Source organism: Methylobacterium sp. Leaf85 (assembly GCF_001422125.1).
GTDB lineage: Bacteria > Pseudomonadota > Alphaproteobacteria > Rhizobiales > Beijerinckiaceae > Methylobacterium > Methylobacterium bullatum.
The window spans coordinates 7,501-32,191 of the sequence record NZ_LMME01000012.1; the positions used below are offsets into that span (position 1 = coordinate 7,501).

Genomic DNA, 24,691 nt, shown 5'->3' on the forward strand with positions numbered 1-24,691 from the left:
GACAGACCCTGCAGCCAAGCCTTGCGGGCATGGACGATGAGCCCGTCGACTCCCGCCTGCGTTACGGCATCGACCAGCGAATCCAGGGCGACCTCCGTATCCTGATCGTCGACTCCGATGCGGCACTTCACCGTGACCGGCACCGAGATGGCGGCCTTCATGGCCGCCACGCACTCGCCGACGAGGATCGGGTCTCGCATGAGGCATGCGCCGAAACGGCCATCCTGAACCCGGTCCGAGGGACAGCCCACATTCAGATTGATCTCGTCGTAGCCAAATCCCTCCGCGATGCGTGCTGCCTTCGCAAGATCGCCGGGTACCGAACCCCCGAGTTGGACGGCGACCGGATGCTCCGGCTCGGAGAAACCGAGCAAACGCGTCCTGTCGCCGTGAAGAACGGCATTGCTGGTCACCATCTCGGTATAGAGCCGGGCACGGCGCGACAGGACACGGTGGAACGACCGGCAATAGCGGTCGGTCCAATCCATCATCGGCGCGACCGAGAAACGGATATCGCTGGGTGTCATGGTGTCCGTATGAAAGTGACGCGGCTCGGTTTCAATTGTGCGGCGACCGCTTCCCTTGGCCGCCTCAGTGATCGTGCTTGCAATCGGGGCCATGCACATGGGCATGGCCGTGATTTGCGTGGCCGTGATCCGCATGGTCGTGTGCATGCCCGTGATCGTGCGCATGCGAATGATCGTGAGCATGGTCGTGACCGCACTGACTGTGGTCGTGAGCCTCGCGTTCGGGCTTGAAGGCTCGCGAAACCGGGGTCGCGGCGCAACCCTGCCCACGGATCAGTTCGGCATTGGCCGAGGTCGTGGGTACATAGAGGACGTCTGCACCGATCTCCGCCGGGACGTGGTTGCCGCCGAACTGCCAGGCCAACCGCAGCAGGCGAGCCGGATTCTCCGCCCGTACTTCGAGCAAGGATTCCGCCGCAGCGCGAACGGTCACCAGGCGCCCGTCTTCGAGACGAAACGCGTCACCGTCCTCGATGGAGGCAGCCTTCGCCAGTGCTAGGGTGAAACTCACCCCGCCCGCGCCGGTGAGGATCGCGGCTGCTCCCTGGCGTCCCGCATGGTCGAGGGTCACGGTATCCGCCACGGAATCCGGGCGAATGGCGGCTTTGCGGACGATGGCGGTGGCACGCAGCATGGCTTCCTCGAAACGGTCCTGGGTTTTGTCCGGGCGTCCGGAGGGGGGCGCCCGAGGTGTCTGGCGTGCATCAGTAGAGGGTTTTCTGCCCGAACGGAAAGCGTGGCTGGAACCGTTTCCTCACGTGGTGCATTCCACGAACGGAATGGCTAAGCTACGTTGCGCAAGGTCACCACGGCGATAAGCCGGGCCACAAAACGCACAAGGGAGTCTCGGGACCATGAAGAAGCTCATTGCCGCTACCCTCGCCGGGGCTCTCGCCCTCTCCCTCGGCGCCTGCAATACGCCGCAGGATCGTGCTCTTGGCGGCGCCGGTCTCGGCGCCCTGGCCGGTGCGGCCATCGGCGGCGCTGCCACCGGTCGTGCGGGCGGCGCTCTGGCCGGTGCGGCCATCGGCGGAGCCAGCGGCGCGATCATCGGTGCCGGCACGGCTCCGCGCTGCCCATATGGCACGTATCGCGACGCTTACGGCGACGTGTACTGCCGCTGACATCGTTCTCCCGTTTGGGAGAAGCGGAGGGCCGGGGCGCATGCCTCGGCCCTTTTTCATGTCTCGGAGACAGGACGAGCAGGCGGAAATTGCCGTATGCGGGGCTGACCCGGTGGATGGCCGGTGGACGATGCGCTGCGATGCCGATGCTGCTTCAAGAACTTTTCTATCCTCTTCGCCCAAACACTGCTGTCGCTGACGATGGTGGCGCGGCGTGAGCGTCGGCATCTGGGGCAAGCTCGGCGGCGCGGGGATCGGCCTCGCCATCGGTGGACCGATCGGCGGGTTGGTGGGCGGCGTCGCCGGTCACTTCCTGGTGGATCGGGAAGGGGCCTTGTTCGGCGCGACGCCGAAGGACGTGGTCTTCACGACCGGCCTCGTGGCGCTCGCGGCCAAGATGGCGAAATCCGACGGGGTGGTGACGCCTTCCGAAATCGAAGCCTTCGCCAAAGTGGTCCAGGTGAGCGAACGGGAGAAGCCCGGGGTCCAGCGCCTGTTCGACCTCGCCAAAGGCACCTCGGCAGGGTTCGAGGCCTATGCGCGACAGATGGCAACGGCGTTTCAGGATGAGCCGGCGTTGCTGGAAGATGTGCTCGACGGCCTGTTCCATATCGCCAAGGCCGATGGTGCGATCCATGAGGCGGAAGAACGCTACCTGCGTGCCGTCGCCGAAACTTTCGGGTTCGACGACGTAGCCTTCCGGCGCATTGCCGCCCGGCACGTGCGCCTCGCCGACGACCCCTATCTCGTGCTCGACCTCGACCACGAGGTGACGGACGCGGAGGTGAAAGCCCGGTATCGTGCCCTCGTCATGGAGAACCACCCGGACCGGGCGATCGCCCGCGGCGTTCCGCCCGAGGCGGTGAGGATCGCCACCGCGCGGCTCGCCGCGATCAATGCCGCCTATGACCGGATCGCCGCCGAGCGAGGACTGCGCTGACACGCAAAGAGAGAGCTGCCGCATGAAGCCTATTCCGGAAAGTCCGGTGGCGACCAGCGTGATGCCGTCGCCCAACCACGGCGAGCGCAGGGGCGGTCCGCCGACCATGCTGCTCCTGCACTACACCGGAATGGAGAGCGCGGCCGCTGCCCTGCAGCGTCTCGCGAACCCGATCTCCGAGGTATCGGCGCATTACGTCGTGCTTGAGGACGGACGAGTGATCCAGATGGTGCCGGAATCGCGCCGCGCCTGGCATGCGGGAGCCGGTGTATGGGGGCGCACGGCCTCCGGGTTGGAGCGAGACATCAATTCGCGCTCCATCGGCATCGAGATCGTCAATGGCGGGCATGTCGGCGGCTTGCCGCCTTACCCGTCCAAACAGATCGACGCGGTGATCGCGCTTTCCCGGGACATCATCGCCCGCTGGGGCATCGCACCGTGGCACGTGCTGGCGCATTCCGACGTGGCGCCGGAACGCAAGGAGGATCCCGGCGAGCATTTCCCCTGGGATCGCCTGGCGGCAGCCGGGGTGGGGCATCACGTGCCGGCGGCGCCCATTCGCGACGGCCGCTTCTTCGCCGAGGGGGATGCCGGACAGCCGATCGAGGCGCTTCAAGCGATGTTCGCGCTCTTCGGCTACGACATTCCGGTGACCGGGATTTTCGACCCGCGAACGAAAGCTGTGATCACCGCCTTCCAGCGCAGATTCAGGCAGGAGCGCGTGGACGGCGTCGCCGATGCATCCACGATCACGACGTTGCGGGATCTCCTGGCCGGATTGCCGTCACGCTGAGCGGCGCGCCGCCGCGCGGGATACGGCTTGCGTCGTACGACGCACTTGGTGTGGCGGCCATTCGCACCGGCGACGCCATGAAACGACGTCGATCAGTCCATGCCCGGTGCCATTGTGCGGCCCCGTCGCTTGGCTCGCTCGACAGGACGCAGGAGTAGGTGGATGGACGACGAAGGCCATCTGATCAGGCGCGTTGAGACACCCTGTCCGTACCCTCGTGCTTTGCCACGTCCCGCGTGCGCCACAGGCTGTAGGCGACGCCACCGGCGAGCAGCACGAGCGTGACCGCCAGGGATACCCACGGCGGTACGTGGACGAGGTCGAACGTGTCTGCGACCACGATCTTGGTACCGATGAAGATGAGGATGAAAGCGAGGGCCGTCTTCAGGTAGGCGAAACGGTCGACCATCGCGGCGAGGGCGAAATACAGAGCGCGCAGGCCGAGAATCGCAAAGATGTTCGAGGTGTAGACGACGAAGGTATCCGTCGTGATGGCGAAGATCGCCGGGACGCTATCGACGGCGAAGATCACGTCGGCACCGTTCACGAGAATCAGACCGAGGGCGAGAGGCGTGAACCACAGCACCGACTTCCCGGTCTCGGGATCCGGTTTACGGACGACGAAGCGTTGGCCATGCATTTCGGGCGTGATGCGCATCACCTTGCGCAGCATCCGCACCATGGCGTTGTCCTGGATGTCGCCGGCCTCCTCTTCCTTTCCGAACAGCATCTTCAAACCGGCGAAGATCAGGAAGGCGGCGAAGATCGACAGCACCCAGGCCGCCTGATGCACCAGGGCGGCACCGAGCCCGATCATCAGACCGCGCAGGAGAACCGCAGCGAGGATGCCCCAGACGAGGACCCTGTGCTGGGCTGCGCGGGGAATGCCGAGGGACGTGAGAATGACGGCGATGACGAAAACGTTGTCCATGGACAACGACTTCTCGACCACGAGGCCGGCGACATATTCCTGGGCAGGCTGAGCGCCGAAGTACCACCAGATCCAGCCCCCGAAGGCCAAGCCGAGGCTGAAATAGAACGCAGTGAGGAGAAGGCTCTCCTTCACGCCGATCTCGTGGTCCTTGTCCCGATGCAACAGGCCGAGATCGAAGGCGAGAAGGCCCGCGACCAGGGCGTGGAAGCCGAGCCACATCCAGACAGGCTTGCCGAGCCATTCGATGAAGAGAAAGTCGACCATTCGGGACCGTCGATGCTTTGCGAAACGCAGGAAAGCATCGGCTCCGACATCACGGAAGGCATAGACGCGCATCCGCCAGAGGGGCCCGCAGCCGATTGCCGTCACTTGGGATCCGCAGGGACGGGAATCAAGGGATGTCCCGGCAGCGTCGACGGCCCTTGTCGCGCAAGGGAGTTCGGCCGTGGCTTACGGTGTGGCTTACTGGCCGCATGACGGGGCAAACCACCCGGTCTTCTCCTCGTTTCCTTGTTTTGCCGCGATGGGAAGCCCCAGAATGGTATCTGGTTGCTCCGGTTCGGATCCGGATGGGCGAGGATGCAGCGCGTGATGATCGGGCGGCGGATCGAACGCATCCTGAGGACAGCGAGCATGGCGCTGGTTCTCGCCGGGGCGGCGCGGGCCGAAGCGGCGCGCTCCGTGGCGCCCGAATGCGTGAGTGGGCCGACGCGACAGGAGGCGCTCGCCGGGCTCGGGGAGCGTGGCGAGATGATCCTGGCATCGGGTGATCGCGCCGTTCTCGACGGGATCCGTTGGCCGGTGGAGGATGACGGCGCCGCGCGTGCCTGGATGCTCGACCATCGGCACCGTACGCTGACCCTCGTACCACGCGGGGAGATCGACCGCTGGGGCCGTATGCATGTGGATGCGGCCGTCTCCGACGAAGCCATCGACCTGGCCGGAGGCTTGATCGAAGAGGGACTCGCTTATGCCGATGCGGGGGAACGCGATACGCTCTGCCGGCCGGCGTTGCTGACCCTGGAATCCGGGGCTCGGGCGGCCGCCCGCGGCCTGTGGCGGGCTGGTGTCCGCGAGGGCCGCGACGGTGCCGCGTTGCGTGAGGCCACGGGGCGTTTCATCGTGGCGCAGGGCCGGGTCGTGAATGTCGGCGAGCGTCCGGCGCGGACCTATCTCGACTTCGCCAAACGAGGCGAGGATGGCTTGACGGTCACCGTGTCGAAGCGCACTTGGCGGCGGCTGCGCGAACGTGGTCTGAATGTGGCGACCCTGCGGGGGCGCATCGTCCGGGTTCGGGGAATCGTGGAAGCGTGGCGCGGCCCCACCCTCGACATCGCGAGCGCAGACATGATCGAAGTTCTGGATGAGGAGCGGACGCTTCGGCGCTGAACGGTATGAGCGGGGGGCAGACACGACATCGCGGATATGGAGCGGTCCGAACCGGGCTGCTCGTCTCGACGCTCATCCTGACCGGTTGCAGTTCCGACCAGAGCGGCGTGGTCCTGCAGCCGGCGGCGATCAAGGTGCCCGTCGAGGCGCCTCGGACCACCGGCCGGGAGCGCACCGCATCCGATGCCGACCATGCCAAGCTCGTGGCGTCGTTCGGCGGGGAATACCGCTCGCCAGCGGCTCTGCGCCTGCTGACCGAGGTGACCGACCGGTTGGTGAAGGCCACCGATCGTCCCGAGGAGACCTACGCGGTCACGCTGCTCGATTCGCCGGTCATCAACGCCTTCGCGCTGCCGAATGGCCGTCTCTACGTGACGAGAGGCTTGCTGGCGCTCGCCAGCGATACGTCGGAGATCGCCGCCGTCCTCGCCCATGAGATCGCCCACGTCACCCTGCGCCATGCCACGGCCCGTACCGAGCTCGCCCTGCGCTCCCAACTGGTGAGCCGGGTGGTCGCCGACGTCCTCAACGATCCGGCCACCGGCGCGCAACTCCAGAACCAGTCGAAATTCGCCCTGGCCCGCTTCTCCCGCGATCAGGAGCTCGAGGCCGATGGGATCGGCGTGCGGACGCTCGCTCGTGCGGGCTACGATCCGTTCGGCGCGGGGCGGTTCCTCAACTCCCTCAACCGCACCACCAACATGAAGACCGGGACGGGCATGGCCGGCGAGCCCGACATGCTCGCCACTCATCCGGGCACGAGCGAACGGATCAACCTCGTCACGCGAGCCGCGCGTCTCATCGGCGCGCCCGGTCTCGGCGTCGATGAACGCGCCCGCTACCTCGCCGCCATCGACGGGATCGCCTATGGCGACAATCCGGGCGACGGCATCGTCAAGGGCCGCCGCTTTCTCCATCCGAGCCTCGGCATCGCCTTCGAGGTGCCGGAGGGATTCACCATCGAGAACACGCGGAACGCCGTCCTCGGTGCCACGGGGGAGGGGAGCCGCCGCCTCCTGTTCGATCAGGTCGAAAGCCATGTGGGCCAGAGCCTGGAGGAGGTGCTGCGCGCCACGTGGAGCGACAGCATCGAGGCGAGTTCGGTGGAGAACCGCATGGTCGCCGGCAACTCGGCGGTGACCGCGATGTCGCGCGGCAAGGACTGGACCTTCCGCCTCGCTGCCGTCCGGGTCGGAGAGACGACCTTCCGCATGATCATGGCCGCCAAGGGCAGCACGGATCCCGACGGTGCGTTCCGGCGCTGGACCGAAAGCCTGTCCGGCGTCGGCCCCGACGAGGTGAAATCCCTGCGCCCGTTGCGCATCCAGGTGGTGACCGCCGGACCGGCCGATACGGCCGACGAGATGGCACGCAGGATGGTCGTGCCGGATCGTCCGCTGGACCGGTTCCTCGTGCTCAACGAGTTGGAGCGGGGCGCCGTCATCCGTCCGGGACAAAGCTACAAGCTCGTGGTGGAATAACGAGACACGGGCGAGGCCGCGCGCGAGGCCAGCCTTACATAGCGTTGAATGACGCCACCGGCATTTCCCATCCCTCCCGGATGGTGGAGGGTGCGGTGATTTTTCCAAAGCCCGATCGCGCGGCTTCTCTCATCCGCGCGATCGAGGGTTCTGGGGTGTCTCCATTCGCCTGATCGGTCAGGCGGCGGCCAAAGCCGCCATCGACATCGATTCCTTCTTCATCAACTCGCGATAGAACCCGTCGAGATGGGTGAGCTTGTCCGGTGAGCCGTCCTGAATGATACGCCCGCCTTCCAGCACCACGATCCGGTCGAAATCCTTCAGCGTCGAGAGACGATGTGCGATCGCGATGACGGTGCGGCCCTTCATCAGGTTGGCCAAAGCGTGCCGGATCGCCTCCTCGGAATCCGCGTCGAGGGCCGACGTGGCCTCGTCGAGCAGGAGAATCGGCGAATCCTTCAGGATCGCGCGGGCGATGGCGATACGCTGGCGCTGACCGCCGGACAGCTTCACGCCCCGGTCGCCCACGATGGTGTCGAAACCTTCCGGCAGTGCCTCGATGAAATCGGTGCAATGCGCCGCCGCGGCGGCCTTCCAGACATCCTCGTCCGATGCGTCCGGCCGGCCGTAGCGGATATTCTCGCGCAGGGTCCGGTGGAACATCGAGACGTCCTGCGGCACCACGGTGATGGCCTCGCGCAACGAGTCCTGGGTCACGCGGTTGATGTCCTGGCCGTTGAGCAGGATCTTCCCGCCCTGAACCTCGTAGAAGCGCTGGAGCAGCGAGAACAGGGTCGACTTGCCGCCGCCCGACTTGCCCACGAGGCCGATGCGCTGGCCGGCTTCGATCTTCACGTTGAAGTCCGTGAACACCGCGCGCCCATCGGGATAGGAGAAGGCCACGTGATCGAAATCGATCTCGGCGCCCGTTCCCGACAGCGGCATGGCCTCCGGATGGTCGATCAGGTCGTGCGGCTGAAGCAGGGTATGCAGGGCCTCCGACAGGCGGGCGGTATGCTGGGTCGCATCCACCAGGGCCACGGCCAGGTCGCGGGTGGCGGCGAGGATGCGGATGCCGAGGGTGCAGACGAGGACCACCTGTCCATTCGTCGCCTGTCCAGCTTCCCACATGATGATGGCCCAATAGAGCAGTCCGAGCACGGCGAAGACCGTCAGGATCGCGTGAACGATCCGCAGTTTCTCCAGGTAGAGCAGCGAGGACCGGCGCGAGCGCATCTCGACGCCGATCGTGCCGTCGAACCGCTTGTACTCCCGCTTGAACGCCGAGAAGGCCCGGACGAGCGGCATGTTGCCGACGAGGTCGACCATCTCGCCATCGACGCTGGCTGCCTTGGCGGCGAAATCGTGGTGAAGCGGCTTTCCCGCGGCCGCCATCTTGAACATCAGGACGACGACGGCGGCGAAGATGCCGGCCAGGACGCCCGCCATGGTGAGGTTCACGGTGCCGATATAGATGATCGACAGGAAGGCCGCGACGCAGGGCGGCATGACGTTGAAGACGAACATGTTCTCGACCGTGAAGATCGCGTTCGAGGTCGCCGTGATGCGCGAGGCCAGGGTGCCCGGCTGCCGGTCGGCGAAGAAGGACGGCGAGTGGCCGGTCATGTGCCGGAACAGATCGCGGCGGATATCACCGGTCACACCGACAAAGGTGAACGACCCGACGAGGCTCGCCACGCGCCAGAGCATGTTGTCGGCGGCGATGAAGGCGATGAGGACGGCCAGTGCGCCCCAGATCAGGCCTGCATCCGGCCCCTTGCTGAGGGCATCGACGACGCCTTTGAGTGCGTAATCGGTGCTCACCGAGAAGGCGACGGCGCCGAGAACGGCGCAGAGGATCACCAGATGCGGCAGCGCCCGCCGCTTGAGATAGCGGGCGACGAACGCGAAGGGCCTGTCGGCGTAGACGCAGAGGTCTTCCATATGGGTGACCATCCCAGTGCTCGTTTTTAACTGACGGATGCTCGCGCGATCCCGCAAGCAGGCCGCACGGAACCGTGAACTTATAGGTCGCAACGCTAATCTCGTCCAAGCGTTGCGGGCGACCGTCAAGCTTGCCCGTTTGTAGAGAGGAAACCTGAACGGGTGTTGAGCGGCAAGCGAATTCGGTGCCGGCCCACCCTTCAGACCACCTCGGCCTGACGGGTTTCCGGCATGATCAGGGCGAGCAGCGCGAAGCCGGCGAGACCGACGATTGCGAGGCCGAGGAAGGCGCTGTGACTACCGAGATGATCGGCCATGATTCCGGCCAGTGACGTCGACAGGGCGGCACCGATGCCCATGGCGGTTCCGACCGCACCGAGGGCGAGATTGAACCGTCCGGTGCCGCGCGTGACGTCGGAGACCACGAGGGGCACCATGACCCCGAACACGGCCGCCGAGACGCCGTCGAAGACCTGGATCGCGACGAGGAGTTCCGGGCTGTCGGTATAGGCGAACAGCAGCCCGCGGATCGGCAGGGCGGCGAAGCCGATGAGAAGGAGCGGGCGTCGGCCCCACTTCTCTGCGGCCCGTCCGACGGCAGGTCCGGAGATCGCCAGGACGACCTGGGGCACCACGATGCAGGCGGCGATGAGCGCCGTGGCGGTCTCGCTGGCCCGCAAGGTCAGCATGCTGCCCACCAGCGGCAGCATGGCGGCGTTGGCGAGGAAGAACAGGGTCATGCAGGCGGCAAAGCACAGAAGGGCGCGGTTGGTGACGATGGCCTTCAGCGCGCTTTCCTTGGGGCCGGACTCCACCGTCTCGCCCTGGCGTGCCTGAAGCGGCACCGCGCCAGGGCGAATGAACGAGAGCGCGATCAGGGTCGGGATCATGAGGAAAGCTGTGAGGTAGAACACCGCGTCGTTCGACAGGTAGTAACCGCAGGCCCCCATCAGCGCCGCAGCGACGGCGTTGCCGAGCGCCGAGAAGCTGGCATTGCGCCCGAGCCGCTCACCGGCTCGCTTATGGCCGACGAGGCCGATGCTGATGGCCGCGATGGCCGGTGTGAGAATACAGCTCGCCGCGGAATGGGCCGCCATCGCGAGGAGGACGATGAGGAAGCTCGGCCACATGGCGAGGGCGAAGGCGCTGAGCGAGATCGCCACCACCGAGAGCCCGGCCGCGAAGCGTCGCGAGCGGACGGCGTCGACGAAGGCACCGCCCGGCACCTGGCCGAGCAGGCTCACGAGGCTCCCGACGGTCAGGGCGAAACCGATGTCGGATTGCGTCCACTGCGCCTGCGTGAAGTACACGGCGAGAAACGGACCGAATCCGGTCTGGAGGTTCGCGACAAAGAACGCAAAGGCGTCGAGCCCCCGGCTGCTCCTTACCGAACCAGCCTGCATGTCGGTGGAACCCTCTCCGGGCTTCTCGGCATAGGCGTCGCGTCGAAGAGCCCCACGCGGCCGGAACTCCGATCGCGGCAATTCACGGGGCTTGATGACGCGTCGATTCTGCGAGCGGGATGCCGTCATTTGTCCGGCGTTTTTTCACCCGGCCTGTCGGGCGCGGGAGAGGGTGTAGCGCTCTGCGGCGGCGCCACCGGAGTCTGGACCGGCGCCGCGGGCTGGGCCGCCGGAACCTGGCTCGACGCGGTCGCAGGAGCCGGCTCGCCATCCGGCGGAACGCTGGGGCTGGCCGGACCGAGGACCACGATGGGATCTCCCGGCTTGTACTCCGGCGAGACGCGTACCTGGTTGCGGCTCAACTGCAGGACGAGGCGGCTCGGCTTGCCATCGGGCGAGAACCGCATGGACCGCCAATCCACGGCGATCTTGCGGGAGCCGACCCCGAGGAAGCCGCCGAAATCGATGATGGCGGCGCGCGGGCGACCGTCCTTGTCGAGGATGATGTCGATGATCCGGCCCATATCCTCGCCGGTGGAACTGCGGACGCCCTTGCCGAGCACGCCCTCGTAATCCTGGGTGTCCAGGACCGTGGCAGGGGTGCCGGTCGGCAGTACGGGTGCGGTGGCCGTTGGCGCAGCCGGCGGCGCCGCAGGCTGCGGGGCCGGTGCGGGCGGCGGGGCAGGAGGCGCGGCCGGGGCGGCCGGCGCTGCTTCGCTCGCCGGGCCGTTGACCGTGGCGTTGCCATCCGCTGCTGCTGCGGCGGCGGCCCAAAGGGTGATCGACGCGGCGGCGACCATCCGGACAGTTCTGAACACGTGCGTTCCCCGAAGAAGCATCTCGCCGGCTCCCGCTCAACCTGAGCCATTCCGATGAGTTCCCACCTGCCATGGGACGGACGGCGTATGAGGGCGGACCAAGGCGAAGTTGTGGATGAGGGCGGGTCGATCGGCGACGATGCGGCTCGCCGCGATGTCGAGTTGGCAAGAACCGGACCGTCGCGGCCATGGTGGCGTGGAGTATGGGGGGTGTCCAGACGAACCGGTGGACGATCACCCCGAATTTTCCCTCAGGTCGAGGGGGGAGGTGTGACAAACGCCCTGCGATCGTCTGGTTTTCGCCTTTTGTGCATCGTAGAGATGCGCGCAAGCGTGCCGGACCACCCGCGCGAACCAGGGTGGAATACTTTTGAGGATCAAGTCGATGCGTATCCCGTCGAACGTCTGCGCCGTGGCGCTCATCGCGGCGGCCCTGGGCGGATGTCAGGCGCTGTCCGGCAATTCAGGCGTCATGCCCGAGAGCGAAGTGGGGCCTCCGCCGTCCATGCGTGGCTCGGTTCCCGGAGCTCAGCGCCCGCGGGCGGCCGAAGTGGACCCCGATGGCGTGCCTCTGCAGACGGCGCCGACGCGGCGGCTCGACCTGCCGAAATCGGCCGGTGGCCAGGCCCGCTCGCAGGCGGAGTCGGAGCGGCGTATCCGCCGCGAGGATATCGAAGGCGATACGACCAGCCGGTCGAGCTCCGGTGGTCTCGCTCCGCAGATGGGCTCGGGCGGCAGCGTCGGCCTCGGCGGCAAGTTCTGAGGAACGCTCGCGAAACTCCCGGTCATCGCCGCCTTCCGTTTCCGGCCGGGCGGCGATGCGGGAGTTTCGTGAAAGGCACTGCAACGGCTCCTTCCGCACCGCGGAAACGCTGCATGCGGAAAGCGTGATCTCGACGGTCAGATCAGGTCGGCGCCACGTGTGTCGGCTTCGCCCCGACTCTCGGCGGCGACAAGTCCGGCAAGACCAGCGAGGAACGCGCCGGAAGCGACGATGGTGAGGGCAACGACTGCGATGATCATGCGCGGAGTGTTCCTCATCGAGTTTAAGGGATCGTTGCATTGTCCGGGTCGGGCGATGCGCCTACGTCCTCGATGACGGTCGGTCGAAAAAAATTCCATCCTCGCGCCTGGCGGTCACAACAGGCCCTCGATGCTTCGGGACGCCGTCGTCAGTCCACGCGCTTCGCACCGGCCGCATTGCTTTGAGCTGGATGACGCATCGGTGGCGCGAATCCCCCTCGGCCGTGCCGGCAGCCACACAAGCCGTTGTTAGCGTGAAGCTTTTCGGAAAAATCTCCGGTCCACGGCCGCAATGACGTCTCGTCGGCTTGCTCCGAAGCGTGGCTGCACTGGCGACCGCCCATGCCACGGAGATTGTGTGTGATCGATGATCGAAAGGGCTGCAGGGTCCCCGTTATCCCCGTCCCTTCTGTGGATGGGCGGTGGGTCTACGTGATTCCCTCTTGGAACGCTCTCAGCACCGCTTAGTTGTTGCAGCTATGCGCTCCGAGGCCCCTGGCCGTGGGCGTGACGGCGCTCGAAGCCAAATTCCGGAGGAACTCATGGCAACCAAAACCACCACCAAGGCAGCCGAAAAGCCGGCCGCCGCCAAGAAGGCCGCTGCTCCGAAGGCCGAAGGCGCCGCCAAGCCGAACGCCCTGCAGCAGCCGCTGAAGCCCTCCGAGGAACTCGCAGCCGTGGTCGGCGCCGCAGCGCTTCCGCGTGGCGAGGTCGTCAGCAAGGTCTGGGAATACATCAAGAAGCACAATCTCCAGAACCCGGAGAACAAGCGCGAGATCCTGGCCGACGACAAGCTGAAGAAGGTCTTTGGCAAGGACAAGTGCACCATGTTCGAGATGAACAAGCACCTCGCGGCCCATCTCAAGTCGGCCTGACGCCGATGCGGCCCGGCGCTTCGACAGCGCCGGGCAGGCTCTTCGAGACGGCGATACGGCCGTTCCCGGTTCGGGTGGGTCGGCCTCAGGCGATGTGCCGGATGACCCCGCCATCCACACGCAGAGCGGCGCCGCTGGTGGCGCTCGCGGCCGGGCTGCAGATATAGGCCACCATGCTGGCGACCTCCTCCACCGTCGCGAGGCGACCGATCAGCGAGGTGGAGCGGTGCTCGGCGACGAAGTCCCGTCCCAGCTTGTCGAGGTCGACCTCGCCGGTATCCTTCGCCATTTTCGCCATGAAGTCCGCGACACCCTCCGAGAGGGTCGGACCGGGCAGCACGCTGTTGACCGTTACCCCGCTTCCGGCCACGGTCTCGGCGAGGCCGCGTGACACGGCGAGTTGCGCCGTCTTCGTCATGCCGTAATGCACCATCTCCACCGGAATGTTCAGGCCGGACTCGCTGGAGATGAAGACGACCCGCCCCCATCCCGCCGCGACCATGCCCGGCGTGTAGGCGCGGGAGAGGCGGATGCCGCTCATGACGTTGGTCTCGTAGAAGCGAAGCCAATCCTCGTCGGGTATCTCGAAGAACGGCTTCGGCTCGAAGATGCCGGTGTTGTTCACCAGGATATCGACGGCCGGCAGCCCCTTCACCACCGCCTCCGCACCGCTCGCCGTGGCGATGTCGCCGGGCGCCGCGATGAAGCAGGTCGTGCCGGTTTCCTCGGTCAAGCGCGCGATCGCCGCCCGGACCCGGTCCGGTGTGCGCCCGTTGACGGCGACGGTTGCACCCATTCCGGCAAGGGCCTTGGCGATGCCGTAGCCGATGCCGCCGGTCGAGCCGGTCACCAGCGCACGTCGCCCCTTCAGATTCATGTCCATGAATGTTCCTCCGTTGGCAGCCTCGTGGATCAACGCCCGAGGCGATGGGTGGCTGCGTTCGGTGGATCAGCCCGTCGGCTGGCGCCGCATGATGCTGGAGACGGCACCCGCCGCTGCCATGGCGCAGGCGCACCACAGAGCGGTTCCGATGGAGACCGCCGTGCCGCTGGCGTGGGTGAGCCCGAAAATGACGGCGACGAGGGCCGCGCCCAGCGACTGCCCGGTCAGCCGCGCCGTCGATTGCATGCCGCTGGCTCCGCCGCTGCGCGAACGCGGTGCGCTGGTGACGATCACCTTGTTGTTGGGCGATTGGAACAGCCCGAAGCCGACGCCGCAGACGGTCAGCCGCCAGGCGATATCAAGGAGGGACGGGGCGGCGGGGAGCAGCGCCAGCGCCGCAATGCCACCGGACATGAGCGCCAGCCCGATTCCGCCGAGAACACCCGGCGCGTACCGGTCGGCGAGGCGGCCGGAGATCGGCGCCGTGATGGCGATGGCGATGGGCCATGGCGTCATCAGGAAGCCGGTCTCGGTGGCGGAGAGGTGCAGCGCATCCTGGAAATAGAAGGGCAGGGCGACATAGGCCATCATCTGCGCCCCGAACGAGGCGATGGAGGTCACCATCGACAGGGCGAAGGCGGGAATGCGCAGCAGATCCACCGGTAGCAGGGGCGTCGTGAGCCGCGCCTGATACCGCACGAACACGGTGCCGACCGCGAGCCCGGCTGCGATCTCCGCCAAGGCGAGCCAGCGCCCGTTCGCCTCGCCGATTCCATCGAGCCCGATGATGAGAAGGCCGAAGGTGAGGGCGTTGAGGATCGCGCTCGGGACGTCGAACCGGGCCCCGCTCACCGGCGTCACCGGCAGGGTCCGCGCCGCCACCGCCAGGGCCACGAGGCCGACGGGCAGGTTGACCAGGAACAGCCAGGGCCAAGTCGCCACGGACAGGATCGCGGCGGCCACGGTGGGGCCGGTGGCGGAAGCCATGGCGACGATGAGAGCGACGTTGCCGACGCCCCGGCCGATCATGCGGTGCGGGTAGATGAACCGCACCAGAGCGATGTTCACGCTCATGATCCCGGCGGCGCCGAACCCCTGGGCGATGCGCGCGACGATGAGCCCGGGCAGGGATGTGGAAAGAGCGCAGGCGAGGGACGCCGCGACGAACAGGACGAGGCCGCCGAGATAGACCTTCCGATAGCCGACGATGTCGCCGAGGGAGGCCAGCGGCAGCAGCGATGCTGTCACCGCGATCTGGAAGCCGTTGACGACGAAGATCGCCGAGGCCGGACTGACCCCGAGATCCTTCGCCATGGCCGGAAGGGCCACGTTGACGATGGCCCCGTCCAGCACCGCCATGGTCATGGCGAGTCCGATGGCGAGAAGCGCAAGCATGCGTTCGCGCACCGGCAGGCCGTCCATCGGTTTGTCGGGGACCGGCCCGGCCGTGCCGCCGCCAGGGGGAATTGCCTCGTGCGTCATCGCACAAAGCCGTGGACGATCCCTGCTCGCTTCGGCAAGTGCCCTATGTCACCCCTCGGCAAGGGGGCGGCCTCGTTACCCCCTTCGGAGGAATGACATGCGTCTGGCGACACTCCTGCTCGGCTGCCTGCTCGCGCTGTCGCCCGCCGCCGTGCGAGCCGAGGATACAGGCCCTCTCGGGATCGGGCTCGAAGGGTTCGCCTATCCCTATCCGGTCTGGTTCCTCGACCTGACACGGGACAACGAGCGCCAGCGTCTCGCCTATATGGATGTCACGCCGACCGGGACTCCAAATGGACGCACAGTGCTGTTGCTGCACGGCCGCAACTTCCCGTCGAGTTACTGGGAGCCGGTGATCGGCGCGCTGGCCGGTGCGGGCTACCGCGTGGTCGTTCCCGACCAACTCGGCTTCGGCAAATCGTCGAAGCCGGTGGGACCGTTCAGCTTCGACGTGATGGCGGCGGAAACCGTATCGCTTCTCGATGCCCTCAATCTCCCGCGGGTCGACGTGGTCGCCCATTCCATGGGCGGTATGCTGGCCGCCCGCCTCGCCCTAAACGCACCGAGCCGGGTGAACAGCCTCGTCCTCGAAGCGCCGATCGGTCTCGAGGATTATCGCTTCACCGTCCCGCCGGTTTCCAACGACACGCTTCTGCGGATCGAGGGCGGTGTCACCGGGGACGTCTACCGGCGCCAGCTGATGACGAACTACGCGCTGTCGCTTCCCTCATCGGCGATCGAGCCCTTCGTTTCGATACGCGAGCGCGTCAAAGGCTCAGGCGAGTATCCGCGCTGGCTCCAATCCTTCGTCAATTCCTACCAGATCATCTGGGGACAGCCGGTGGTCCACGAGATCCCGCTGATCGCCGCGCCGACGCTGTTCGTCATGGGCGGGAACGACCGCAACGCACCGGGCAAGCCTTTCGCCCCCGAGAACCTGCGCGCCGACATGGGCGACAATGCCGGCCATGCCAAAGCTCTGGCGGCACGGATGCCCGATGGGCGCGCTGTCGTCTTCGACGGCATCGGCCACCTCGTCCATATGGAAGCGACCGATCGCTTCAACGCCACGATGCTCGAATTCCTCAACGGCCATTGAGCCGGGACAAACTAAGGGAACACTCAGATGGATGTCGGCGTGATCGGGTTGGGACGGATGGGCCGGGGCATGGTTCAGAGCCTCGTCCGGGGCGGTCATCGGGTGAGGGTCTGGAACCGGACCGCATCGGCCGCCGACGGTCTCGACGGGGTGACGGTCGTGCATAGCGCGGCGGACGCCTTCACCGGGGATGCGGCGATCACCATGCTCGCCGACGACGCGGCCCTGCGTTCGGTGATCGTGGAGGGCGGGCTTCTCGATTCCGGCACGCGGCCCGGCCTGCATCTCAGCATGAGCACGATCTCGGTGGCGCTCGCCCAGGAGCTCACCGCGATCCACGCGCGGGCCGGCGTGCCCTATATCGCCGCCCCCGTCTTCGGCAGGCCGGACGTGGCGCAGAACGGAGCCCTGAACATCGTCGTGGCCGGAGACCCGGCCGTCATCGCGACGGCGCAACCGCTGCTCGACGCCCTCGGCACGAAGACCTGGTCCTTCGGAACCGAGCCGTACCGGGCCAATGCGGTGAAGCTCGCGGGCAACTTCATGCTGATCGCGGCCATCGAGGCCATGGGCGAAGCCGCCGCTTTCGCCGAGGGGCATGGCGTCGCCGGTGCCGATCTCCTCGACCTTCTCACCAACACGCTCTTCGCCTCACCGGTCTACAAGGGCTACGGCGCCTCGATCGCCGCCGGGCGCTACGAGCCGCCGGGCTTCGGTCTGCGGCTTGGGCTGAAGGATATCGGCCTCGCCCTCGCGGCATCGGGTCAGGCCGGCGTACCGATGCCTTTCGCCAGCGTGCTGCGCGACACCCTCATCGACGCGGTCAGCCACGGCGACGGCGACAAGGATCTTGCCGCCCTGGCGCTGGTCTCGGCGCGGCGAAGCGGGCGTTGAAGGCAGACCCGCTCCGATGCGGTGCTATGAGACGAGGAAATCGGAGGCCGTCAGAAATCCGACACTCCTGACCGTCGCGAACTGGACGGCCTGCTCGGCGCCGCTACCGTCCGTATCGTATGAGAGGGCGCCCGTGTAGTAATCGTAGAGGATACGGTCGCTCGCATCGACCGTACCCGTGCGAATGTTCTTGAACGCAGCGCCGGACAGATCGCCCTCCACCAAGCCTTTGAAGATCGCGTTCTCCAGCCTGATCGTATCGGTGCCGTGAAAGAAATCGGTGATGCTGTCGATGTTGTCTTTCCCGAGCTTCGTATCGAAGACGAACGCGTCCTTCCCGCCGGAGCCTGCCAGTACGTCCGTCCCCAACCCGCCATTGATGACGTTGTCGCCGTACGTGCCGGTGATCGCGTTCGCGAGATTGTTGCCGGTGAGATCGATGGCGAGATAGGGGTCTTCCTGGCTGCCGATCAGGAACTCGATGGACTGGTCCTTCGCGAGCGTGAAATCCGAACTGGCATAGACCGTATCGGTGCCCCGGTCCTTTGCCTCGATGACCTGATCCCGCTTACTGCTGACATAGTAATCGTCGTTGCCTGCAAGGCCCTTCAGGACATCGATACCGGCTCCACCATCGAGACGGTTGTTGCCCGCATTGCCGGTGACCGTGTTCGCGAGCGCATTGCCGACGCCACCGATATCGCCCTTGCCCGTCAGCGTCAGGTTTTCGACATTGGCCGAGAGCGTATGATTGATCGATGACAGAACGAGGTCCGTGCCCGCGCCGCGCTTCTCGATCACCACGTCGCCGAAATGGTCGATGACGAACGTGTCGTTGCCGATCCCACCCTCCATCCGGTCGATACCTTTGCCGCCATCGAGGGTGTCGTTGCCCGCTCCGCCGATGAGATGGTCGCTTCCGGTATAGCCAAAGAGCGTATCGTTGCCGCCGAGACCGTCGATCCGGTCGTTCCTGGCGGAGGCCATGGCCCCTTTGAGCAGGTCCGCGCCCGACGTCGCGCCCTTCACCTGGAACGGGTCGGCCGTCGAAATGGAATAGATCTGGAAATCGGTGTCGCTGTCCGTCCGTTCGAGTCCCGTCTCGTGACCCGACTTGAGGAGACCGAACGTGCCGTTCTGCAAGGCCACGATCTGAGGCAGTTCGGACCGATGCCCGCTTCCGATCGCTTCCGAATAGAAGTCGAAAACCTGTCCCGTGGCAGACCCGTCCGCGTTGTAAAGCAACCCGCGCGCGGTCGTCAGGATCTTTCCATCCGCCACATCGGAAGATCCGAGGACCAGTTCGAGCAATTGCCCGTTCGAGAGAGTCGTCACGGACACGATGTAAGCGTTGTCGAACGTGTAGGTCTGGGCGAGCGTGACCGCTTTGGTGATGCTTCCGTCGAGACCAGCCTTGTAAGTCGATGCTGCGATATCGGTGAGGACATCGGTCTGGACGCCATTAGCGGCCTTCTTGATGTCCCGCCCCTCATAGGCGACGGCAAATCCGCCATTCTGGTCGGCGGTGACCGAGTAAATCACCTTCGTTTCGTATCCGCCCGCAAACTCGGCCACCTGGCCGAGTTTGAACGCTTCGCCCGGCACCTTGCCGTCTGCGGTCACCACGCGAGCCATGAGGGTCGAGGTGACACGGCCCATATCGACCCAGGTCGCGAGATAGCGACCGTCCGATAGGGCGGTGACTTTGGTCGAATGGGTCTGGTCGTCGTTCACCGAGCGGTCGACGACGGCGGTCGCGACGAAGCGGTGGTTCTCGTCGATGATGTCGACCGTCCGGATCTTGCTGGTCGATCCCTGGGCGATATGGGCGAGGGCCATCGCACCGTTCTGCGCGAAGGCGACGCTGTTGTCGTAAGCGCTCAGGAACGGCTCGTCCGTATCGGACAGGGAGGTGATCTTCGTGGTGTAGAAGGGCGTGAAGGTCCCTTTCGCGTCCACGGTACCGAGGCTGTACTTTGCCTTCTGATATTGCGTCGAAAAGCCGCCGAACGTGCCGTCGACGTAAGTGCTGTCATAGACGCCGATGACGACAGATCCGTCGTCTCGGACGGACAAGGCCTCTACTTGGAGGTCGCCAAGGGAAAGCGGTCCTTTCGAAGGAACGCCGGTCGCCCCGAAGCTGGTCAGGGTGACGGGGTGCGTGCCAGGTTCGCCGCGCGGGCCCGGAACATAACCGCTGGTGAGCAGGGCGAACCCGGCTTTTGCCTTCGGCACGATGAGGTCGAGACTGTCGGTGCCGACGACCGGCCCAAGGTCGATCGGCTCTCCATTCGCTACCAGCACCGCCGACATGTCCGCTCCTCAAAGAAGAATCCGGCAGGTGGTAGGGCGGGGCTCATACAATCTCAATCGCGAATTGAACCTCGATTCCGTCAGCGCGGAGGCGTGCTGTTTCTGCAACCTGTCGCGTCGCTTAGAGCGCTCCCTCCCGCACGGCCCCCGGATCGGCGAGCGAGTGCAGCAGCCGCGCGGCGGAATGGGCGAAGCGCAGGGTCACCGCCTTGCGGCGGGCGCCGCTCAGCACATGGTCGACCGGGTCGCGCAGGATCGCGGCGCTGTAGCCGTCGGCGATGATCAGCCCGGCCTCGTCGGGCGTCAGTCCTTCGGGGAGGGAATCGGGAACGGCGAAATAGAAGCGGTCGCAATAGTCCCGGTAATCCGGCCACTTCTTGTCGGCGCGGAAGTCGGCGACGCTGGACTTGATCTCGACGATGGTCAGCCGGCCCGCTGGGCACAGGGCAATGATGTCCGCCCGCCTTCCGTTGGCGAGGGAGAATTCCGGGATCGTCACATGGCCGAGGTCGGCGAACAGCCGGCGGACCCCGCGCTGGACCTGGAGCGCGGTCGCCGATTGCCGGCGGTCCGGCGGCAGGACGAGATGGGCGAGGGCTGCTGACATGGCTTCGCTTGGGGATGGCTTCGCTTGGGGATGGCTTCGCTTGGGGAGAGTGCGGTCTCGAATCGACCGTCCCGCCAGGGAATCAGGTCGGCCCGCCCTTGTCACCTGCGGCAGCCTGCCCGCCCGCCAGTGCGGCGCGGATCGCGTCGAACCCATCGGTGAGCGCCGCCGGCCCTGGCTGCAGGATCAGCGGCGACTTGATCTCGTGGATGCGCCCCGCCGCCACGGCGGGGATCGCGTCCCAGCCCGGCCGCTCGCGGATGCGCGCCACGTTCACCCGCTTGCCACACCACGAGGCGAGGATGACGTCCGGCCGCGCGGCGATCACCTGATCCGACGTGACGATCCTGTCCTTGGCCGCCGGCTGGCGGGCGAGGTCGGGAAAGACGTCGTCGCCGCCGGCATAGCCGATGAGCTCGGAGACCCAGCCGATCCCCGAGATCATCGGCTCGTCCCATTCCTCGAAATAGACGGTCAGCCGGGGCGGGCCGGCATTGTCGAGGGCGGCGGCGCCGAGGCGGTGGGCGTAACCCTGGGCCAGCGCGTCGGCCTTCTCGCTGGCCCCGACCAGGGCGCCCACGGTACGGATCATGGCAAGGCAGCCGGCCACGTCGCGCTGGTTGAAGAGATGGACCGAGATTCCGGCGCGGGCGAGGTCGGCGACGATCTCGGCCTGCATGTCGGAAAAGGCGAGGACGAGGTCCGGCTGCAGGGCGAGGATTTTTGGCAGGTCGGCGCTGGTGAAGGCCGAGACGCGCGGCTTCTCCTTGCGCACGCGAGCGGGGCGCACGGCGTAGCCGGACACACCGACGATTCTGTCCTCCTCACCCAGCAGATAGAGGGTCTCGACCGTTTCTTCGGTGAGGCAGACGATGCGTTCGGGCGGGAAGCGGCGCATGCGGCGTCACGCGTTGAAGAAGCTGATGACGCCCGCGCCCGGCGCGAGCCAGACGAAGGCCCAGACGAAGGCCGAACTCCAATTGGCCAGCTGAAACGGCAGGCGCGCCACCTCGAACATCCCGGCGATGAGCGGCACCACTGCGCGGGCCGGGCCGATGAACCGGCCGATGACGATGCCCCAGGCGCCGTAGCGCCTGCAGAAATCCTCGCCCTTGGCGACCATCTGCGGATAGCGGCTCATCGGCCAGATCGACTTGGCGCCGTGCTGGAAGTAGCGGCCGATCTCGTAGGACACCCAATCCCCGAGCCCGGCGCCGATGCCCCCGGCGATCACCATCGGCCAGAACGGGATGCCGCTCGCACCGATCAACGCGCCGATGGCCACCAGAAGCACGGTGGCGGGGACCAGGATCGACAGGAAGGCCAGGGATTCGCAGAAGGCGAGCACGGCGATGATGAGGGGTGCCCATTCCTTGTGCGTTTCCACGAAAGTCAGGGTCGTGGTCTTCAGCGCTTCGAAATCCATGGATGCCCCTGCCCGTCGCGCCCGATGTGCGGGAAGGTCGCCCTTCCGGCAAGCGTCGATCTCGTCACGGACGAGCCTCGCGTCGGTTGTGAATGCACCGCAGGGCGAAACCGGCTACGACGCTGATCGTCGCGCTCGCATCCGTCGAAGCAAAGCCTGATACGCCGATGAGAATTCTATCGATCCAGTCGCACGTCGCCTTCGGCCATGTGGGCAATGCCTCGGCGGTGTTCCCGATGCAGCGGCTCGGCGTCGAGGTCTGGCCGATCCATACCGTCCAATTCTCCAACCATACCGGCTACGGCGCCTGGCGCGGCCGTGTGTTCGACGGGCCGATGATCGAGGACCTCGTGCTCGGCATCGCGGAGCGCGGCGTGCTGGGGCAATGCGACGGCGTCCTGTCCGGCTATATGGGCTCGGCCGATATCGGCACCGCCATCGTGCGGGCCGTGGCGGCGGTGCGGAGCGCCAACCCCAAGGCGCTGTATTGCTGCGACCCGGTGATGGGCGACACCGACCGGGGCATCTATGTCCGCCCCGGCATCCCTGAATTCCTGCGCGATCAGGCCCTGCCCGCCGCCGACATCGTCACCCCGAACCAGTTCGAATTGAACTTCCTGTCGGGCCTGCCCACCGGCACACTCGGCGAGGCCAAAGCCGCCCTGACGGCGATCCAGGCCCTCGGGCCGCGCGTCGTGCTGGTGACCTCCCTGGTCACCGAGGACACCCCGTCCCATTCCATCGACCTGATGGCGGGGGAGGGCGGCCTGTTCTGGCGCCTGCGCACTCCGCGCCTCGCCCTCGACGTGAACGGCGCGGGCGATGCCATCGCGGCGCTGTTCCTCGTCCACTACGCCCGCACCGGCTCGGCGGCTTTGGCTTTGGGCATGGCCGGTGCTTCGGTCTACGGCCTCCTGCGCCGCACGGCGGAGGCGGGTTCGCGCGAGATCCTCACCGTCGACGCGCAGGACGAGTTCGTGGCACCCAGCGAGACGTTCCCGGTAGAACCGGTCTGATGGTCAGCGAAAAGGAAAAGCCGATGAGCCGCCGCTTCGTCACCCTCGACGTCTTCACCGACACGCCCTTCGCCGGAAATCCGCTGGCCGTGGTGCTGGATTCGGAAGGGCTCGACGACGCGGCGATGCAGCGGATCGCGGGCGAGTTCAACCTGTCCGAGACAGTGTTCGTGCTGCCGCCGACGGAGGCACGCCACAAGGCCCGCCTGCGCATCTTCACGCCCGCCCGTGAGCTGCCTTTCGCCGGCCACCCGACGCTCGGGGCGGCGATCCTGCTGGCGTTGCACGATGCGAGATCCGGCCTCACCGACGCCACCGCCTTCGGTCTCGAAGAGTCGATCGGCACCGTGGCCTGCGTCGTCGAAGCGGGCGAGGGGCGCGGCCGTGGGCGCTTCAAGCTCCCGATCCTGCCGCACTACGACGGCGAGGGACCGGACGCGACGCTCCTCGCCCAGATGATCGGGCTGGAGACGCAGGATATCGGCTTCGGGCGTCACGTGCCGAGCCGGCACACGGCCGGGCCGGCTTTCCTGTTCGTGCCGGTCAACACGCGGGCGAAGCTCGATGCGGCCCGCGTGGACCTCGCCGCCTTCTCCACCCTGGAGCCTCGGACGGCACTCTATCTCTACGCCGTGGACCCGGAAGGCCTCGGCCTCCGCTTCCAGACCCGGATGTTCGCGCCGCATCTCGGCGTGATGGAGGACCCGGCGACGGGGTCGGCCGCCGCGGCCTTCGCCGGCGTGATGATGGAGTTCGAGCCCCTCGGCGACGGCGAGCACGATGTGCTGATCCGCCAGGGAATCGCCATGGGTCGTCCGAGCGAGATCGCGCTTCAACTGGTCATCGAATCCGGAGCCCTCCAATCCGTCGAGATCGGCGGCGCGGCCGTGGTGATGAGCGAGGGGACGCTGCTTGCCTGACGGTCTCACCCTCACGCGGATCGAGAGGGTGACGGCCCGGCTGGTGCCGTTCGAATGGGAATGGGCGCAGGCCAACGCGGCCTCCATCGCCGAGAACTGGGCGCGCCGCTGCGCCGAGCGGTCGGGGCTGTTCGACGGGCGGGTGCTCCTCGCGAAGTCGTGCCGGCTCGAGGGGACATCCTGTGCCGTCGAGTTGTTCGAGACGTCCTACGCGAGCTTCATCACCCACAAGGATCTGGGCTCGCCCGACCAACGTGTCCTCAACGCCTTCGCCGCCATCGTTCCGCACGGGTCGGACGGCGCCGTGCTGCTCGGTGTCATGGGCGCTCACACCGCCAATGCCGGACAGGCCTACTTCCCCTGCGGCACGCCGGACCTCGACGACGTGCGGGATGGCGATACGGTCGATCTCGCCGGCAGCGCCGAGCGGGAGTTCGTGGAGGAGACCGGGATGGCGCTCCCGGCCGACGCTCCGGAAAACTGGCTTCTGCTGCGCGGACAGACCCAGGCGGCATTTCTGCGGCCCGTGACATTCCCCGATCGAACGGACGCGCTGCGCGAGAGGATGGAGCGCCATCGCCGCGCAGAGATCGAGCCGGAACTCGCCGGTTTCGTCACGGTCGGTTCCAGCGGCGAGATCGCCCCCCGTTCGATGCCGGACTTCGTACAGGCATACCTGCGCCACGCATTCGCGGAATCGTCGGGGTCCGGCTCCATGCGACAGGCATCTCCCCCTCATCGAGCAGGAACGGCAGAAGGACGGCGGTGAACGCCTCGGGATGCGAGAAGTTGATTCCGTG

General features: G+C 66.6%; 25 protein-coding genes (1 of these 25 cut by a window edge). 12 read left to right on the plus strand and 13 right to left on the minus strand.

All coding sequences use genetic code 11. The features are described from left to right. Positions 1 to 527, minus strand: the 5' portion of a protein-coding gene (gene dusA, locus ASF08_RS08735; protein ID WP_082473136.1) for a tRNA dihydrouridine(20/20a) synthase DusA. It extends 478 nt beyond the left edge of the window; only the first 527 of its 1,005 coding nucleotides appear in the window; it begins with the start codon at positions 525 to 527; its stop codon lies off the left edge, out of view. A 64-nt stretch (positions 528 to 591) separates the two neighbouring features. Next, complete coding sequence (locus tag ASF08_RS08740; protein WP_056143922.1) at positions 592 to 1,161, minus strand: urease accessory protein UreE; 570 nt, start codon at positions 1,159 to 1,161, stop codon at positions 592 to 594. A gap of 220 nt (positions 1,162 to 1,381) precedes the next feature. Here ASF08_RS08740 and ASF08_RS08745 point away from each other — a divergent pair, with 220 nt between their 5' ends. The 3 genes from ASF08_RS08745 (at position 1,382) to ASF08_RS08755 (ending at position 3,384) form a co-directional block, all read left to right on the plus strand. Next, positions 1,382 to 1,651: a hypothetical protein gene (locus ASF08_RS08745; RefSeq protein WP_018042474.1), complete on the plus strand. Its 270-nt coding sequence runs from the start codon at positions 1,382 to 1,384 to the stop codon at positions 1,649 to 1,651. Positions 1,652 to 1,865: 214 nt separating this feature from the next. Further along, a complete protein-coding gene (locus ASF08_RS08750; RefSeq protein WP_056143925.1) occupies positions 1,866 to 2,591 on the plus strand; it encodes a J domain-containing protein in 726 nt (241 codons plus the stop codon). Between the two features lie 22 nt (positions 2,592 to 2,613). Next, complete coding sequence (locus ASF08_RS08755; protein ID WP_056143928.1) at positions 2,614 to 3,384, plus strand: N-acetylmuramoyl-L-alanine amidase; 771 nt, start codon at positions 2,614 to 2,616, stop codon at positions 3,382 to 3,384. A gap of 184 nt (positions 3,385 to 3,568) precedes the next feature. On the opposite strand, the gene ASF08_RS08760 is transcribed toward ASF08_RS08755, so the two are convergent. After that, complete coding sequence (locus ASF08_RS08760) at positions 3,569 to 4,582, minus strand: TerC family protein (protein ID WP_056144696.1); 1,014 nt, start codon at positions 4,580 to 4,582, stop codon at positions 3,569 to 3,571. Positions 4,583 to 4,897: 315 nt separating this feature from the next. Here ASF08_RS08760 and ASF08_RS08765 point away from each other — a divergent pair, with 315 nt between their 5' ends. Further along, positions 4,898 to 5,707: a hypothetical protein gene (locus tag ASF08_RS08765; protein WP_056143931.1), complete on the plus strand. Its 810-nt coding sequence runs from the start codon at positions 4,898 to 4,900 to the stop codon at positions 5,705 to 5,707. A 5-nt stretch (positions 5,708 to 5,712) separates the two neighbouring features. Next, positions 5,713 to 7,188, plus strand: a complete 1,476-nt coding sequence (locus tag ASF08_RS08770) for a M48 family metalloprotease (protein WP_056143936.1) — start codon at positions 5,713 to 5,715, stop codon at positions 7,186 to 7,188. 177 nt (positions 7,189 to 7,365) lie between these two features. On the opposite strand, the gene ASF08_RS08775 is transcribed toward ASF08_RS08770, so the two are convergent. The 3 genes from ASF08_RS08775 to ASF08_RS08785 all read right to left on the minus strand — a co-directional run bounded on the left by ASF08_RS08775 (position 7,366) and on the right by ASF08_RS08785 (position 11,353). Beyond that, positions 7,366 to 9,132, minus strand: a complete 1,767-nt coding sequence (locus ASF08_RS08775; protein WP_056144699.1) for an ABC transporter ATP-binding protein — start codon at positions 9,130 to 9,132, stop codon at positions 7,366 to 7,368. Positions 9,133 to 9,332: 200 nt separating this feature from the next. Next, positions 9,333 to 10,664, minus strand: coding sequence for an MFS transporter (locus ASF08_RS08780; protein ID WP_018042481.1), 1,332 nt, complete (start codon positions 10,662 to 10,664; stop codon positions 9,333 to 9,335). Next, positions 10,661 to 11,353 carry a PRC-barrel domain-containing protein gene (locus tag ASF08_RS08785; protein ID WP_443136810.1) on the minus strand — a complete coding sequence of 231 codons (693 nt, stop codon included), beginning with the start codon at positions 11,351 to 11,353 and terminating at the stop codon, positions 10,661 to 10,663. Before ASF08_RS08785 ends, ASF08_RS08780 begins: the two co-directional genes overlap by 4 nt. Before the next feature lie 385 nt (positions 11,354 to 11,738). Here ASF08_RS08785 and ASF08_RS08790 point away from each other — a divergent pair, with 385 nt between their 5' ends. Further along, a complete protein-coding gene (locus ASF08_RS08790) occupies positions 11,739 to 12,116 on the plus strand; it encodes a hypothetical protein (RefSeq protein WP_018042483.1) in 378 nt (125 codons plus the stop codon). A gap of 137 nt (positions 12,117 to 12,253) precedes the next feature. Here ASF08_RS08790 and ASF08_RS25985 read toward each other — a convergent pair whose 3' ends face one another. Next, the gene (locus ASF08_RS25985) at positions 12,254 to 12,376 is read right to left on the minus strand and encodes a hypothetical protein (RefSeq protein ID WP_018042484.1); all 123 of its coding nucleotides are present in this window, start codon (positions 12,374 to 12,376) and stop codon (positions 12,254 to 12,256) included. A 542-nt stretch (positions 12,377 to 12,918) separates the two neighbouring features. Here ASF08_RS25985 and ASF08_RS08795 point away from each other — a divergent pair. Continuing rightward, a complete protein-coding gene (locus tag ASF08_RS08795; protein ID WP_018042485.1) occupies positions 12,919 to 13,251 on the plus strand; it encodes an SWIB/MDM2 domain-containing protein in 333 nt (110 codons plus the stop codon). Positions 13,252 to 13,336: 85 nt separating this feature from the next. On the opposite strand, the gene ASF08_RS08800 is transcribed toward ASF08_RS08795, so the two are convergent. Both ASF08_RS08800 and ASF08_RS08805 read right to left on the minus strand, forming a co-directional pair. Then, positions 13,337 to 14,134, minus strand: coding sequence for an SDR family NAD(P)-dependent oxidoreductase (locus ASF08_RS08800; RefSeq protein WP_018042486.1), 798 nt, complete (start codon positions 14,132 to 14,134; stop codon positions 13,337 to 13,339). Between the two features lie 66 nt (positions 14,135 to 14,200). Next, positions 14,201 to 15,556, minus strand: a complete 1,356-nt coding sequence (locus ASF08_RS08805) for an MFS transporter (RefSeq protein WP_056143942.1) — start codon at positions 15,554 to 15,556, stop codon at positions 14,201 to 14,203. A gap of 157 nt (positions 15,557 to 15,713) precedes the next feature. Here ASF08_RS08805 and ASF08_RS08810 point away from each other — a divergent pair, with 157 nt between their 5' ends. Both ASF08_RS08810 and ASF08_RS08815 read left to right on the plus strand, forming a co-directional pair. Further along, positions 15,714 to 16,715: an alpha/beta fold hydrolase gene (locus tag ASF08_RS08810; RefSeq protein ID WP_056143946.1), complete on the plus strand. Its 1,002-nt coding sequence runs from the start codon at positions 15,714 to 15,716 to the stop codon at positions 16,713 to 16,715. Positions 16,716 to 16,742: 27 nt separating this feature from the next. After that, positions 16,743 to 17,609, plus strand: coding sequence for an NAD(P)-dependent oxidoreductase (locus ASF08_RS08815; RefSeq protein WP_056143948.1), 867 nt, complete (start codon positions 16,743 to 16,745; stop codon positions 17,607 to 17,609). Positions 17,610 to 17,633: 24 nt separating this feature from the next. Here ASF08_RS08815 and ASF08_RS08820 read toward each other — a convergent pair whose 3' ends face one another. The 4 genes from ASF08_RS08820 to ASF08_RS08835 all read right to left on the minus strand — a co-directional run bounded on the left by ASF08_RS08820 (position 17,634) and on the right by ASF08_RS08835 (position 21,955). Then, positions 17,634 to 19,922, minus strand: a complete 2,289-nt coding sequence (locus tag ASF08_RS08820; RefSeq protein WP_056143951.1) for a calcium-binding protein — start codon at positions 19,920 to 19,922, stop codon at positions 17,634 to 17,636. Positions 19,923 to 20,043: 121 nt separating this feature from the next. Next, entirely contained in the window at positions 20,044 to 20,529 is a 486-nt protein-coding gene (locus ASF08_RS08825; protein WP_056143956.1) for an MmcB family DNA repair protein, read from the minus strand. An 82-nt stretch (positions 20,530 to 20,611) separates the two neighbouring features. Continuing rightward, a complete protein-coding gene (locus ASF08_RS08830; protein WP_056143958.1) occupies positions 20,612 to 21,427 on the minus strand; it encodes a cobalamin-binding protein in 816 nt (271 codons plus the stop codon). A gap of 6 nt (positions 21,428 to 21,433) precedes the next feature. Then, positions 21,434 to 21,955, minus strand: coding sequence for a DedA family protein (locus ASF08_RS08835; RefSeq protein ID WP_056143960.1), 522 nt, complete (start codon positions 21,953 to 21,955; stop codon positions 21,434 to 21,436). A 167-nt stretch (positions 21,956 to 22,122) separates the two neighbouring features. Here ASF08_RS08835 and pdxY point away from each other — a divergent pair, with 167 nt between their 5' ends. Genes pdxY through ASF08_RS08850 form a run of 3 tightly spaced genes read left to right on the plus strand, consistent with a single transcriptional unit; the run spans position 22,123 to position 24,660 of the window. Further along, positions 22,123 to 22,971 carry a pyridoxal kinase PdxY gene (gene pdxY, locus ASF08_RS08840; protein WP_056143963.1) on the plus strand — a complete coding sequence of 283 codons (849 nt, stop codon included), beginning with the start codon at positions 22,123 to 22,125 and terminating at the stop codon, positions 22,969 to 22,971. A 23-nt stretch (positions 22,972 to 22,994) separates the two neighbouring features. Continuing rightward, positions 22,995 to 23,891: a PhzF family phenazine biosynthesis protein gene (locus tag ASF08_RS08845; RefSeq protein ID WP_056144702.1), complete on the plus strand. Its 897-nt coding sequence runs from the start codon at positions 22,995 to 22,997 to the stop codon at positions 23,889 to 23,891. Beyond that, positions 23,884 to 24,660 (plus strand): hypothetical protein, encoded by a 777-nt coding sequence (locus tag ASF08_RS08850; RefSeq protein ID WP_056143966.1) that lies wholly within the window; start codon positions 23,884 to 23,886, stop codon positions 24,658 to 24,660. Before ASF08_RS08845 ends, ASF08_RS08850 begins: the two co-directional genes overlap by 8 nt. Positions 24,661 to 24,691: the final 31 nt, after the last annotated feature.